Origin of the sequence: Legionella moravica DSM 19234 (genome assembly GCF_000423305.1) — a bacterium.
Taxonomy (GTDB): domain Bacteria; phylum Pseudomonadota; class Gammaproteobacteria; order Legionellales; family Legionellaceae; genus Legionella; species Legionella moravica.
In genome coordinates this window covers 212,336-226,167 of sequence record NZ_KE383999.1, presented here as the reverse complement: position 1 = coordinate 226,167, position 13,832 = coordinate 212,336, and the positions used below count along the sequence as shown (strand labels likewise).

Here is a 13,832-nt window from a genome sequence, read left to right as displayed (position 1 = left end):
CCAACACTTGTCAACCAAAATTTTAAAGAATGGTCAACGTAAACAAACTCATCTCCAGAGATTTAAAACACATCTGGCACCCTTGCACCCAAATGAAGGATTTTGAAACCTCTCCGCCTTTGATTATTGAACGGGCTCAAGGAAGCTATCTCTACACCAGCCAAGGTCCAATAATTGATGCTATATCAAGCTGGTGGTGTAAATCCCTGGGGCATGGTCATCCTGCGGTACTGAACGCGATAAAGCAGCAAATGAATTATTTTGAACATGTAATCGGTGCCAATACCACTCATCCATCCATTGTAGAACTTGCAGAATTATTGACGGAAATAACGGGTAAACAACATGTTTTTTTTGCCAGCGATGGAGCCAGTGCTGTAGAAATTGCCATGAAACTGGCAATTCATGGAACGCAAATCAGAGGATTTAAAAATAAAAATGAATTTGTTGCGCTCAAAAATGGATATCATGGCGAAACGCTGGGTACTATGAGTGTCAGTGATTTGGGGCTGTATAAAGCCCCTTATGAACATTTTGGCGTAACCTGCCATTTTATAGAACAAATTCCTTATGTTTCTGACCCAACAGATCCTTTGTGGAATGATTGCGATGAATATTGGTCAGCGGTTATGAATCAACTCGACCCCCTCAGTGATAAGGTTTGCGCAGTGATTCTCGAACCTGTTATCCAGGGAGCTGGTGGCATGTTGTGTTACAGCCCTGATTTTTTAAAAAAACTGTCCAGTTGGACAAAGTCTAAAGGCATTTATCTGATCGCAGATGAAATTATGACTGGAATGGGACGGACAGGTGAATGGCTGGCCTGTCATCACGCAGGTATAGAACCCGACCTCATTTGCTTATCCAAGGGATTAACATCTGGTGCGCTGCCATTAAGCTGTGTCATGATTGACAATGCCATATTTGATTTGTTTTACGCTGATTACAGCTCAGGTAAGTCCTTCCTGCATTCACACACCTACAGCGGCAATCCTCTGGCAGTAAGCGCTGCTTTGGCGACAATCAAAACCTTTCATCATGAGCAAATCCTCAATAAATCCAGGTCACTGGGGCAAATAATGTTCCAAAAAATGCACCATATTGCTGAACAATCAGGTAAGTTAACTAATGTCCGAGGACTAGGAGCTGTAGTTGCTGCTGATCTCATCGATGCAGGTGATTGCCGTATCGGGAATCAAGTCTATCAACATGCGTTAAACTATGGCGCTCTGATTAGACCCATAGGAAATACAGTATATTGGATGCCACCTTTAAATACTGAACCCGAAACTATTGAGAAATTAGCGGAAATAACACTACACTCTATAGAGGAAGCCTATTTCAAAGCGCAACACTATGAGTAATGTATTAAAAGATATATCCCAGCTTATAATTCGACAATTTAAATATTTCTGGATTATCCTTACAGTTATTGTTCTTGCCTTGTCCCTATACTTCAACTGGTATTTAAGTATTAACAGGACTTACGAACAAGTATCTACTATTGCGACAAAAATAAGTAATCGTGTTGATGGATTTATTGAAGATTTATTTCAGGAAGTATATACCTTGCCAGTTTATGGTAGCAGCTTTTCTGATTGTCAATCCGAGTTGTATCCGTATTTAGAGCATATTACTTTAAATAATATGAATATAGCCGGGATTTCGATTAGCGATAAAAACCAGCAATTAATCTGTTCTTCCTTGCCCAATAATGACACTGTGATTTCATCAACACCTCACGCTCGTTCTTTGACAGGACCTTATGAATTACCCCTTTTCGACCAACCCGTGTATCTGATCCAACAAAAAATGGGCAACTATCGTATTGGGATCCTTGTCCTATCGTCTATTTTGCAAAATACACTTAAGGTATCAGACATCAGTATCAATTCAGTCGCTTTACATAATAATGTTGAGAAAAAGAATGTTATTAGAGTTGAACGTGCTGATGGCAGTGCTCTCTGGAAATTAAGTCAAAAAATCGAAGTACAAACAGAAGCAAAGGCCAACCAATTGTACGTCTCGGAAAAAGTACATAGTATCGACGGAATGGTGGTTGCCATTACAGAGAATCGACAAACGTTAATCAGTAATCTCATCTATTATGAGCTTTTGGTATCCCTGATTATTCTGATCTGCTCCACATTAATTTACCATGCTTTAAAAAAAATCATTACCAAACGCTACTCCCTGGAGGGAGCAATTAAACTTGCCATAAAAAATAATGAGTTTTATCCCGAATATCAGCCACTATTTAACTGTCAGAAAGGTTCCTTTAGTGGAGTAGAAGTCCTTGTTAGATGGCGAGATAGTGAGGATCAACTCATTATGCCCGATTTTTTTATTCCAGAGGCTGAAACTACAGGGCTTATAGTTCCTTTAACACTTCAAATTATAGAAATTTCATTGAAAGAAACTCAATCCATACTGCAAAAAGATAACGAATTTCATATTGCTTATAATCTTTCAGCACTGCATTTTGCATATCCTTTATTTTTTACCCAGTGCAATCAATTAGCTCAGCAATTTTCCATATCACCAAAGCAAATTATATTTGAGCTGACTGAGCGAGAACTATTGGATAAAAATAACAGTGCGTTCATAGGATCAATGAACAAATTAAGAGATATGGGCTACTCACTGGCCGTTGATGACTACGGTACAGGACACGCGAGCATCAGTTACCTGCAACATTTTCCATTTGACTATTTAAAAATCGATAAACTCTTTATACAGGCTATAGGTACCAAAGCAATTACAGAATCGTTAAATGATGCCATAATACAAATGGCAAAAGGTTTAAATTTAATTATCATCGCAGAAGGCGTTGAAACACAAGAACAAGTTGATTATTTATCAAACAATGGCGTGCGATTTCTACAGGGTTGGTATTTTTCAAAAGCATTGCCAATTGACCGATTAGTAACTCTTTTACAGGGAGAAAAAAGATGAACTATGCTAAGTGTTGTTTGCTTGTTTTGCTCTGCTTTCCTTGCTCTGGATTTTCTGCTTCTGAAAATGAAAATTCAACTTATTGGCAATGCATTACCCAAGACAAAGCAAATAAACAATGGACGGCGAGAAACAGTTATCAAAAGGTTGCCCTGAACATCGCCTTTTCCATGTGCAAAAAAGAAAGTGAATTTCCCACCAGTTGCAAGGCGTCCAAATCCAATTGTGAAGGATTTTATATGGGCATGAGTACCAAACCTCTCTGGCGCTGTACCGCCATGGATCAAACTGCTGTTCCATGGAATAGTAATTTTTACCCTCAACGAGATGATGCTGCGCTTGCTGCAAAAGCTTATTGTAGAGAAAACAGCAGCGTACCGGATACCTGTTACATTAATATGGTAACCTGCAAAAATTTTAATGAAGGATTGAACCTTCCATGATCTACAGTATTGGATTAACAGGTAATATAGCTAGCGGTAAAACAACTGTTGCACAGATTTTTTCTGACTTGGGAATTGAAGTATTCAGTGCAGATCAAGTATCCAGAGAATTGACAGCTAAAAACACTGCCGCCTATTATGAGATAGTCAATCACTTTGGCTCCCAAACCCTTTTGGCAAACAATGAATTGGATAGAAGGCATTTAAGGGAGCTTATTTTTTCTCAGCCTGAAGAACGACTGTGGCTGGAAAACCTGCTACATCCACTCATCAGGCACCAATTGGAACAAAAAATAAAGAACTGCACCTCACCTTATTCTGTTGTCGAAATACCTCTCTTGCTCGATAAAAAGCACTATCCTTATCTTAACAAAATTTTATTAGTCACAGCTCCATTGGAAGTTCAGTTATTCCGTGTGATGGAACGTGATCACTGCACCCGAGAACAAGCGATGGCTGTTTTATCGACTCAACCTGCAATCAACGAACGTTTGAAAATCGCAGATGACGTGATTATTAATGATTCAGGATTTTCAGAATTAAAAGAAGCCGTACTCCGCCTACACTCAAAATATTTAAAATCACTGAAACAAACCTCCCTTTGATCGCTAATGCAGTCAGGATATTCACGAGATTCAGCGCATAAGGTGCAGAGCGTAGATTAAAGGAGCACTCTTATCAACAGCCCCTAAAATACCGGCAGAACCATGTATCAGGTGTAAACTCCAATTTGTGACAGAACCAACCTGGTGTACACAGACCACTAAAAGAGTAAATGTATGTATGATTTAATTACCAATAAACATGTAAAAATCTGGATTGGGCCGCTAAAGTTACAAAATGAACTTCGTTTGAGAAACTTGCGAACTATAAACCCGGACTGTGATCTTTTTTTAATCTATGACCGTCGATTATTGTCAACCTCAGAAGATTGGTTTATTCATAATTTATGTAAAGATCTTAATATTATGTTATTTGATGTTTTAGCTGATATTGTTCCGCAATGTGTTGCTACTGAGGAGCTGAACTTAATAGATGACTACCTTGAAGCTATCCAATCAGTTGAACAAGGAGGAAATCCAGCTGCAGCAAGTGATATTTTACGTTGGCTAAGTCCAATATATAAATTGGGTATCTATTCAGATATGGATGTATTAATTGATGTTAATAGCCTACCTAAGAGTATTAAAGTAAGTAAGCCATTGTTATTTAATTTAGGCAGTCTTAAAATTTTTGGTATAGACTTCCCTGCGATCAACAATGACATTTTAGCTGTTGTTAATAGTAGCCATGCATTACCCCAAATTCAGAAAATTCAAGGGACCATACATAATGGATGCCGACTTTATAGAATGGGAGAAGATCCTTTTAGCTATTTACAGAAACTATATAGTTCTTTGCCTTATCATCCAGATACTTCTATTTTAACTTATTTCCTGTCTGGCTCTTTACCTTTTCATTCTGAGCTTCCTAGCCTTGCAGAAGGTAAATCGATTGGGCAAACACGCGCGGAAATCATTCGTATTACCAACAGTAGTGCCAGTTTTCATGAATACTCTCCTTGGAACAGTTTATTTTATAAAATCCTCTCACTAGGTTCAGATTCTTCATTAAATAAAATAATCAAAACGCATCGAATGGTGTTGTTAAAAGATAGTGTTATCTATACCAGCGGGCCTGGAGCCACTTTTGTGGCTCTTAATGAATATCCCCATTATCCAGGGGACTATTACAGAAAAGAAAAGGTACCCCATTCATTTGAGCATTATGGATTAGATAAACATTTTCTGACAGGCAATAGAGTACCTCTTCATTCAAGTTATATAGACTTAATTAAACTTTATAGTGCTCATCATAACGATCTATCATGGTTGCAAGAAGGTAGAAATAGAATTGACGAGCATGAAGCTATAATCTCAAAAATTTCCACACGCATAACCGCATCGTTAAGTAATACAAACTTAATCAGTAACTGTGAACCATGCTTCCCAGCTAAAGCAATACCACCTCAAATAACTACCGAACTAGGCAAGCTAGCGCAATTACATATGAAACAACTGGCAGAGTTGCAGCACCAGTTTAGAATGAACACGGCGTGCATTGAGGAAAGAAACATTACATTTGCTAGTTGTTCAAAAGTGAGTGACGCTTTGATATGCGTTCAAACACAGGTCAACTTTCAATCTTCATCATTTTTTTCTACAAGTCAATCATTTCCTAGAGACTTAGAGTATACCTGTAGCTCACTATCAAACGGTGAGCCAAGTTTAGTATGTTCTACTCATTTTTCTCAAGCACTATGTGACATTGATAGTGTTTCAGATTCAAGTCCGAAGTTAGTATCAACCCTTACTACAACAGCCGCTTACAGTGCTTTAGCAGCAGCTATTCCAGAAGCGGTAGGTGATGCGCTAAAACTGATGTGTCATATTTCAGAACACCAAGCCAATTATGCTACCCAAGCAACCTATCTTATTTTTATTGCTTTAACAGGATCATGGCTTTTTTTGGTTGTAGGCATGGTAGCACAATCAGTTGGAGAGAGGGTTGGACTGTCAAAATCGTCTGCTCGGTTATTCAGCAATACGGTAGCGCATAGTGTGAATATCGCACAAAACCTGGCTCCTTCTTCACTATTAACTATTGGAGTTGGACTAGCTGCCGGAAAATTTGGCTTATGGGCAGAAAAGAAAATTGCCAAGCAATTTGAAGGTCTTCAAACAAAAGGAACGTTGAGTATAAATTAACTAATGCTGATATAGGGACGGGGATCCAAATTGTGTATGAAAATAACTTATTATACAATGACTATGCAAAATGAGCCATTGACATACCTAGAGCATTCACGGCTGTCCCATTAAAAATGTGACGTCTTTCCGAGCGTAGCGAGGAATCTCCTGCAAATTGGCACAATCTGAATTAATGCATTAAACAAATTGCTCAGACTATTCGTAGTCACTGGGCTGTCGGGAACAGTCTACATGGGGTCTTGGACATTACATTACGTGAAGAGGATTCTCTCGCACGCAAAGATCATGCTCCTGAAAATAGGACGATGGTTCGGCATATTATTTTGAACAGGTTACAAAATACCAAAAAGAAATTTAAAGATATGAACATTAGGCGCCTGCAGAAAAAGGCTGGCTGGGGAGACTTAACTCTTGATATGATTTTAATGGCCGCATTTTAATGGGATCGTGCAACCTTGCAGGAGATTCCTCGCTACGCTCGGAAAGACGTCATATTTTTAATGGGACAGCCGTGCTGGAGCATTTAGAATCGGCCTTGATAAGAATGCGATCAGCGACCTGGCTTGATATTTAATATTCATTTTTGATTGCCAGTACCAAGAACTCTTTTATTTTCAATATCTTTTATGATAGTCTAAACGCACAAATCAACCTTTCGTACTTTAGTTACTTATATGTATTTAAAAATCAAAGACTAACCTGTTACACCTAAATTCTCAGGTAATTTTAAATAAATAGTCAATCAAATTGATCAAAGTACTCAATGCAGAAGGTCAGATTATGCTAAGGATGGCTTTATTATATGTATAACAACACAATTACTTTTCAACTTGCAACTCATTTCTTACCACGAATAGCACTACGGCTAGAGTATTTATTTAAAACGATTAATCAAGCGTGTAGTGAATCACATGAAGTAATACATCGATTTGCTTTAAAAAATATTATTGAAATCATTAATCTTGTTGAAAAACCTGAATTAAAAAGCCGTTTTATCAAAGAATTGATTCGAATTGAGCATGTATTAAAAAAAATTAACGTATTCGATAATATGGTGCTTTTTGATGATTTAGCAACTCAGATACATATTTTAAATCATGTCCCAGGCCGTTTTAACAACTCCATACATGATGATGAATTCCTTAAAACATTACGGCAAATTCATCATCCCAACACCAAAGAATGTGAGTTTAATTCGCCTCAACTGGTCCTTTGGTTTGAATCTGATGCGCAACTCAGACAGAAGAACATTAGCCAATGGGTCACTTCATTAAAAGATCTGGAAGATACCGTTAGAATTTATTTATCCTTACTGAGAGAGGCAGCCCAATACAATCCAATAACCGCGTGTAATGGCTTTTATCAGCACAATATATCGCCTAAATCGGCTAATCACCTGATTTTATTGAAAATGGATAAATCCATGGGAATCACGCCAAAACTGCAACTAGGACATAATAGTTTAACGATCAGACTCTATGAATTAACTACTGCTCAAGAAATTAGGGACCAATCAGTAGATATGGAAATAGCATTCTGCCAATTATAACCACTTCAATTTCGATAAGAGATCGGTTTATAAATGAAATTAATTACTTTAAACATTTGGGGTGGTCATCTGAGAAATCCTCTGTTGAAATTTATTCATAACAACAGGGATATAGACATTTTCTGCCTTCAGGAAGTTTATTACAACGCACATCGAACACTTGCAGACAAAGAACGCGAAATCAGTTTTAATATTTTTTCCGATTTGCAACGTTTACTTCCCAATCATTATGCGATTTTTAAACCCGCCGTTGAAAATGTATATGGGATTGCCATATTAATCAAAAATAACATCGATATTATTAGTGAAGGAGAAATTAATATACATCAGAAACAACATTATCCAGGAATTGGACACAATCATGATAGGAATTTGCAATGGATTGAATGTGAAATTAACAACAAGCCTTATTCAATACTCAATGTTCATGGACTATGGAATGGTAAAGGAAAAAAAGATACACCTGAGCGATTAAATCAATCTCATCGTATTCGCCAATTTATGGATACCCTAAACACCCCTAAAATATTGTGTGGTGACTTCAATTTAAGACCTGATACAGAAAGTATGCATATTCTTGAAGAAGGGATGATTAATTTAGTCAAAACACACAACATCCGCTCAACCAGAACTCGGTTTTATACTAAAGAAGAGAAGTTTGCGGACTACATTCTGACCTCACCTGAAATTAAGATCAATCAATTCAGGGTGATGGATGATGAAGTATCCGATCATTCCCCCCTGCTGCTTGATTTTATATAAATGAATCAAATACAACTATGGGAAATCATACAACTGTTTCTGAACTTTGAATCAGATTGATAATGGCCAAATTAGCTTGAGGAAACTCTTCAGGATTAAGATTGTCTTTATGAATCCATTTCATAGCCAATTGCCCCTCTTTACAGCGAGGTTTACCAATAAAATGAGTCACATGAAAAACAATTAACTGAACCGTTTTATCTGAATATTGATAATTAATCTCGCCAAGATAATGTGAATTTAACACAGTGAGACCAATCTCTTCTCGTACTTCACGAACTAAAGCTGCCTCAGGAGACTCATCCTGCTCCAGCTTACCGCCAGGAAACTCCCAACATCCTCCATGCGGAACATGGAAAGGACGTTGGGTGATTAAAATGCGCTGCTGTTCATCAGTAATTATCGCAACTGCTACCTTCACACTAAACTACCATGACAGGATTTATATTTTTTTCCTGAACCACAAGGGCAAGGATCGTTTCGACCCGTTTTCTTTTCGTGGCGTCTGAATGTTTGTTCAAGCTGATCCTCTTTGCTATTAGGATTCTCATGCTGCAAATTCATTTTACGAATTTGCTCTGCACGACGTTGCTCTTCAACTGCATTGGCATCTTCTTCAGTTTGAATTTCGACAGATAAGAGTAACTTGATGACGTCATATTTTAAGTTATCCAGCATCATAGTGAAGAGACTGAACGCTTCCTTTTTATATTCCTGTTTTGGATCTTTTTGAGCATATCCACGCAGATGGATGCCCTGACGCAATTGATCCATTGCAGCCAGATGCTCACGCCAATGGTTATCCAGGGTTTGCAAAATGACAGATTTCTCAAATTGAGAGATAACAGGCCGGCCAGTTTTTCTTACTTTTTCATCATAGTGTTCTATTGCCAAAGCAAGAATTTTATCTTTGATTTGCTCAGGCTGAATACTGTGATCTGCATCGATCCATTCGTGAACCGGGGCTTTGATTTTGAACTCATCCAACAAAACATCAGATAATGCTTTCGGATCCCACTGATCTTCCAGGCTTTGCGGAGGGATATAAGTATCAACAAGACTATTGATGACTTCATCTCTCATCATTGCAACAACTTCTTCTGTGTCGGCCATCTCCATAATCGAAGCGCGTTGGGTATAAATCACTTGTCGCTGATCGTTTGCGACATTATCATAATCCAAAAGCTGCTTTCTGACATCGAAATGATGCCCTTCAAGTTTCCGTTGCGCATTTTCAATCGCTTTAGTTACCAAACTATGCTCAATAGGCTCACCTGGCTTCATTCCTAATCGACGCATCATTGATGCTACTCGTTCCGATGCAAAAATACGCATTAGATTGTCTTCAAGCGACAAATAAAATCGACTGCTTCCGGCATCACCTTGACGACCAGCACGACCTCTTAATTGATTGTCGATACGACGAGATTCATGACGCTCCGAACCAATAATTCTTAAGCCGCCAGATGCCAAAACTTCATCATGACGATTTTGCCATTCCGTTTTAAGTGCCTTTTTATCTTCATCAGTTGCCGTGTCAGGCAATTGAGCCAAATCAGCGGACAAGCTACCACCCAAAACGATATCCGTTCCACGACCAGCCATATTGGTTGCTATGGTAACTGCACCAGGACGGCCTGCTTCAGCGATAATTTGCGCTTCTTTTTCATGGAATTTGGCATTGAGTACCTGATGTTTTATATTGGCTTTCTTCAGAAGCTGACTTAAATATTCAGATGCTTCAATCGATGCAGTTCCCACCAGAACAGGTTGCTTACGAGTACTGCATTCCTTAATGTCTTCGATTATTGCCTGGTATTTATCCGATTGATTTAAATAAACCAAATCTGCCTCATCTTTACGCATCATGGGCTTGTTGGTTGGTATCACCACTACTTCAAGGTTATAAATCTGTTGGAATTCATAAGCCTCGGTATCGGCTGTACCCGTCATACCCGACAATTTATTGTACATACGGAAGAAATTCTGGAATGTAATCGAAGCCAGAGTCTGATTTTCATTCTGGATTGCCACACCTTCTTTTGCCTCGACAGCCTGATGCAAGCCTTCAGACCAACGTCTTCCAGGCATGGTACGGCCAGTATGCTCATCGACAATGACGACTTGATTGTCTTTGACAATATAGTCAATATCACGATGAAACATCGCATGTGCCTTTAAAGCGGCATTAACGTGATGCATTAACATAATATTACTTGCATGATAGAGACTTTCACCGGGATCCAGCAGATTAGCCTTGGTAAGCAACTCTTCTATATGCAGGTGACCTGCATCAGTCAAATGAGCCTGTTTTTGCTTTTCGTCAATTGTATAATCACCCTGATCGCCCTCTTCTTCCTGTTTCTTTAATTGAGGAATCAGTTTATTAATTTTGATATACAGTTCAGAGCTGTCTTCTGCTGCTCCGGATATAATTAGAGGAGTTCGCGCCTCATCAATCAGAATCGAATCGACTTCGTCGACGATAGCAAAATTTAATTCTCGCTGAACTTTGTCTGTCAGACTAAACGCCATGTTGTCGCGCAAATAATCAAAACCAAACTCATTGTTCGTGCCGTAAACGATATCGGCTTTATATGCGTCCTGTTTATTGGCGTGCGACATGTCTGGATAAATAACGCCTACTGTCAAACCTAAAAATTCAAATATGGGCTTCATCCATTGACTGTCACGCTTGGCAAGGTAATCGTTAACTGTAACGACATGTACACCTCGGCCGCTAATGGCATTTAGATAGGCTGGCAAGGTTGCAACCAGGGTTTTACCTTCCCCTGTACGCATTTCTGCAATATTTCCTTCATGCAGAACCATTCCACCAATAAGCTGTACATCGAAATGACGAAGACCCAAAGTTCGAACAGACACTTCTCTGACTGTAGCAAAAGCTTCAGCAAGTAATTCGTCCAGGCTTTCCCCTTCGTTATAGCGCGCCTTAAATTGTTGTGTCTTGGCAGCTAATTCTGCGTCAGTTAATGCCTTCATTTGCTGTTCAAATGAATTGACGGCCAATACTGCCTTTTCCATACGCCGTAATGTACGTTCATTTCGGCTTCCAAACATTTTCTTAATCAACGTATTCAGCATGGCCTGGATAATCCTCTGGAGGTTCTAAATAACAAACTCATTAATGTACTAGAAAACCGAATAAAATGCCACGAATACATGATGTTTGGATGATTAATTAAGGTAAAACTTAAATCTTATGGTCATCATAATATTAGCTTCGATGAACAATTTTTTTTAATTGCATAAAAACACGTCATCGCGAGCCTTTGCGAAGCAATGCAAATTGGTTTTTCACAAACCCTGAATCAGCAGAAGTGCTTGAAAATCATCATCTGCACCTGCTGTCCCCAACATTTTATTCTCTTCTGGTGCATTTGCATTAAAACTCGTATGAGCACTCAGATTCTGATGCGCAAAACCGGGTATAGGCAACTGGTGCCATACCCGGTAAGAAAAACGCTTATACAGAAAAGCGATAGTGGAGACCTAATTCAGCCTGGTTGCTGTACACTTTATTAAATCGTGTTGGTGCACCCGATGCTGGTGTATTGTTTGCAGCTACTGCATTGTACTGACCAGAGTTTTTAACTTCACCAATTGAAACAAAGGTGTAGTTAATATCTAAAAACAGACAATCGTTAAGATTAAATAAGGTACCTAATCCTGCCTGCCATGCAAAAGGTGTTGTTGAAGCACCAAATTCAATTTGATTGGCTAATGGCCAATAGATATCATTGGTTTTATTACGAGCGACCCCAACACCACCCATGATGTATGGGTTAAATCCCATGGTGGACAAAGAAGGACTTGATAAATAAGCATTAAACATCACGGTAAAATTATTAAAATTACCTGAGGCTGTTTCTGGAGCATCATCTGTTACTGAATAACCAATATTAGGTCTACCCTGGAAGGTTACACCAGCACGCAAATAGTCATTAAAAACATAACCAGCCCCAACGCCATAACCCCAGCGGTTATCAATAGAGGCAGCAACAGCCCGAATATTTTGAGGTCCGAAATAGGATGCAGTGTTGGCTTCAGAGTAATTTAACCAGTTGTAGTCCACCATACCCTGTATATAAAAACTGCTGGTTTCTTGAACACCCATGTCTCCAGCAAAACACCCAAGGCTTACACCTAAACCGAGAAGAATTCCGTATGTATTTTTATGCATTTAAGTTCCTTTGCTTGAAAAAATCTCTATGATTTTAATAGAAAAATTGACTTTAATGCAAACTATAATTCAGATTTTGGAGATTGCACATTCCCAGGACTCTGAAATGCCTGTTCTAATAGTCATTATTTGAAGACACAATAATCTTAAGATCCGTTATATGCAGTTCATACTGTTTCATAATCCCTTTTTGATTCCAAATCGTTTAGATAGTCGATTAGCTCTGCGCACCCTTCAGTATTTTTTGATTGTAAAACCTGCATTAACTTCTTTTTCCATTGACTTGCCCCGGGCAAACCATGAGCCAAATTAAAAATGGGTTTAATCAAAAGACTTAGTGGAATCCCTTTTTTGTGCTCAGCAGCCAGATAATCAAGATAGCGAATCAGTAGCGTGCTCCGCTTAATCTGCGCAGATTGTGGATATAAAGCATGGTGAATCTCTGCTATGCGATAGGGATTATCACAAGCCAGGCGACCCAACATCACGCCATCGACATGCCTTAGGTGTTCTTCAATGTCCCAATTCGTCACAATATTTCCATTAATGATTATCGGAATATGAGGAATTTCCTGCTTAAGTCGATAAACATAGTCGTAATTGACGGGAGGAATAGTTCTGTTTTGCTTTGGATTCAGGCCACTTAACCATGCCTTACGAGCATGAACGATTAATTTATCACATCCGGCATCAATCAGGCGATGAGCAAAATCACTAAAAAAAGCATAACTGTCCTGATTGTCTATGCCTATTCTGGTTTTCGCTGTAACAGGAATGGTCACTGCCTGTTTTAATGCACGAATACACTCAATAACCTGAACTGGCTCATTCATTAAGCAGGCACCAAAACGACCAGCCTGAACCTTATCGCTGGGACAGCCTAGGTTTAAGTTGATTTCGTCATACCCTTTCTGCTCAGCAATTGCTGCACATTGAGCAAGGGCATGTTGATCAGAACCGCCCAGCTGAAGTGCAATGGGATGCTCCATTGCAGAAAAAAAAAGAGCTCTTTCCGGATTATTAACAACAGCCCCGGTTGTCTGCATCTCGGTATACAATAAAGCATGAGGAGCCAATAAACGCATTAATACGCGAAAATGGGTATAGGTCCAATCTATCATGGGAGCAATAGATAATTTAGAGTCCAAGATCGTTCACCAATTAATTAA

At 38.8% G+C, this 13,832-nt stretch carries 12 protein-coding genes; 8 read left to right on the top strand and 4 right to left on the bottom strand.

Annotation, left to right across the window (positions count from 1 at the left end; translation table 11 throughout):
- The first annotated feature begins 29 nt into the window (after positions 1-29).
- From bioA to G543_RS0111105, 8 genes are all read left to right on the top strand, one after another.
- Positions 30-1,364 (top strand): adenosylmethionine--8-amino-7-oxononanoate transaminase, encoded by a 1,335-nt coding sequence (bioA, locus tag G543_RS0111140; RefSeq protein WP_028384580.1) that lies wholly within the window; start codon positions 30-32, stop codon positions 1,362-1,364.
- The gene (locus tag G543_RS0111135; protein ID WP_028384579.1) at positions 1,357-2,955 is read left to right on the top strand and encodes an EAL domain-containing protein; all 1,599 of its coding nucleotides are present in this window, start codon (positions 1,357-1,359) and stop codon (positions 2,953-2,955) included. The genes bioA and G543_RS0111135 overlap by 8 nt, the downstream gene beginning before the upstream one ends.
- The gene (locus G543_RS0111130; protein ID WP_028384578.1) at positions 2,952-3,398 is read left to right on the top strand and encodes a hypothetical protein; all 447 of its coding nucleotides are present in this window, start codon (positions 2,952-2,954) and stop codon (positions 3,396-3,398) included. Before G543_RS0111135 ends, G543_RS0111130 begins: the two co-directional genes overlap by 4 nt.
- Positions 3,395-4,003 carry a dephospho-CoA kinase gene (gene coaE, locus G543_RS0111125; protein WP_028384577.1) on the top strand — a complete coding sequence of 203 codons (609 nt, stop codon included), beginning with the start codon at positions 3,395-3,397 and terminating at the stop codon, positions 4,001-4,003. Before G543_RS0111130 ends, coaE begins: the two co-directional genes overlap by 4 nt.
- 174 nt (positions 4,004-4,177) lie before the next feature.
- Positions 4,178-6,145: a glycosyltransferase family 88 protein gene (locus G543_RS0111120; RefSeq protein WP_028384576.1), complete on the top strand. Its 1,968-nt coding sequence runs from the start codon at positions 4,178-4,180 to the stop codon at positions 6,143-6,145.
- Positions 6,146-6,387: 242 nt separating this feature from the next.
- On the top strand, positions 6,388-6,588 hold the full coding sequence (locus tag G543_RS0111115) for a hypothetical protein (RefSeq protein WP_028384575.1): 201 nt from the start codon (positions 6,388-6,390) through the stop codon (positions 6,586-6,588).
- A 362-nt stretch (positions 6,589-6,950) separates the two neighbouring features.
- Complete coding sequence (gene zapD / locus G543_RS0111110) at positions 6,951-7,697, top strand: cell division protein ZapD (RefSeq protein WP_028384574.1); 747 nt, start codon at positions 6,951-6,953, stop codon at positions 7,695-7,697.
- A gap of 33 nt (positions 7,698-7,730) precedes the next feature.
- The gene (locus tag G543_RS0111105; protein WP_028384573.1) at positions 7,731-8,459 is read left to right on the top strand and encodes an endonuclease/exonuclease/phosphatase family protein; all 729 of its coding nucleotides are present in this window, start codon (positions 7,731-7,733) and stop codon (positions 8,457-8,459) included.
- 25 nt (positions 8,460-8,484) lie between these two features.
- Here the strand turns inward: G543_RS0111105 and mutT are convergent, their stop codons facing one another.
- From mutT to dusA, 4 genes are all read right to left on the bottom strand, one after another.
- The gene (gene mutT, locus G543_RS0111100; RefSeq protein WP_028384572.1) at positions 8,485-8,880 is read right to left on the bottom strand and encodes an 8-oxo-dGTP diphosphatase MutT; all 396 of its coding nucleotides are present in this window, start codon (positions 8,878-8,880) and stop codon (positions 8,485-8,487) included.
- Positions 8,877-11,564: a preprotein translocase subunit SecA gene (gene secA / locus G543_RS0111095; protein ID WP_028384571.1), complete on the bottom strand. Its 2,688-nt coding sequence runs from the start codon at positions 11,562-11,564 to the stop codon at positions 8,877-8,879. The genes mutT and secA overlap by 4 nt, the downstream gene beginning before the upstream one ends.
- 382 nt (positions 11,565-11,946) lie before the next feature.
- A complete protein-coding gene (locus G543_RS18760; protein ID WP_028384570.1) occupies positions 11,947-12,663 on the bottom strand; it encodes an outer membrane protein in 717 nt (238 codons plus the stop codon).
- A gap of 167 nt (positions 12,664-12,830) precedes the next feature.
- Entirely contained in the window at positions 12,831-13,814 is a 984-nt protein-coding gene (gene dusA / locus G543_RS0111080; RefSeq protein ID WP_028384569.1) for a tRNA dihydrouridine(20/20a) synthase DusA, read from the bottom strand.
- Positions 13,815-13,832: the final 18 nt, after the last annotated feature.

Excerpts from the sequence above, each read along its gene's own strand:
- coaE (WP_028384577.1), top strand. The coding sequence starts at position 3,395 with ATGATCTACAGTATTGGATTAACAGGTAATATAGCTAGCGGTAAAACA.
- G543_RS18760 (WP_028384570.1), bottom strand. The coding sequence starts at position 12,663 with ATGCATAAAAATACATACGGAATTCTTCTCGGTTTAGGTGTAAGCCTT.
- zapD (WP_028384574.1), top strand. The coding sequence starts at position 6,951 with ATGTATAACAACACAATTACTTTTCAACTTGCAACTCATTTCTTACCA.
- G543_RS0111130 (WP_028384578.1), top strand. The coding sequence starts at position 2,952 with ATGAACTATGCTAAGTGTTGTTTGCTTGTTTTGCTCTGCTTTCCTTGC.
- G543_RS0111120 (WP_028384576.1), top strand. The coding sequence starts at position 4,178 with ATGTATGATTTAATTACCAATAAACATGTAAAAATCTGGATTGGGCCG.
- secA (WP_028384571.1), bottom strand. The coding sequence starts at position 11,564 with ATGCTGAATACGTTGATTAAGAAAATGTTTGGAAGCCGAAATGAACGT.
- G543_RS0111105 (WP_028384573.1), top strand. The coding sequence starts at position 7,731 with ATGAAATTAATTACTTTAAACATTTGGGGTGGTCATCTGAGAAATCCT.
- G543_RS0111135 (WP_028384579.1), top strand. The coding sequence starts at position 1,357 with ATGAGTAATGTATTAAAAGATATATCCCAGCTTATAATTCGACAATTT.
- bioA (WP_028384580.1), top strand. The coding sequence starts at position 30 with ATGGTCAACGTAAACAAACTCATCTCCAGAGATTTAAAACACATCTGG.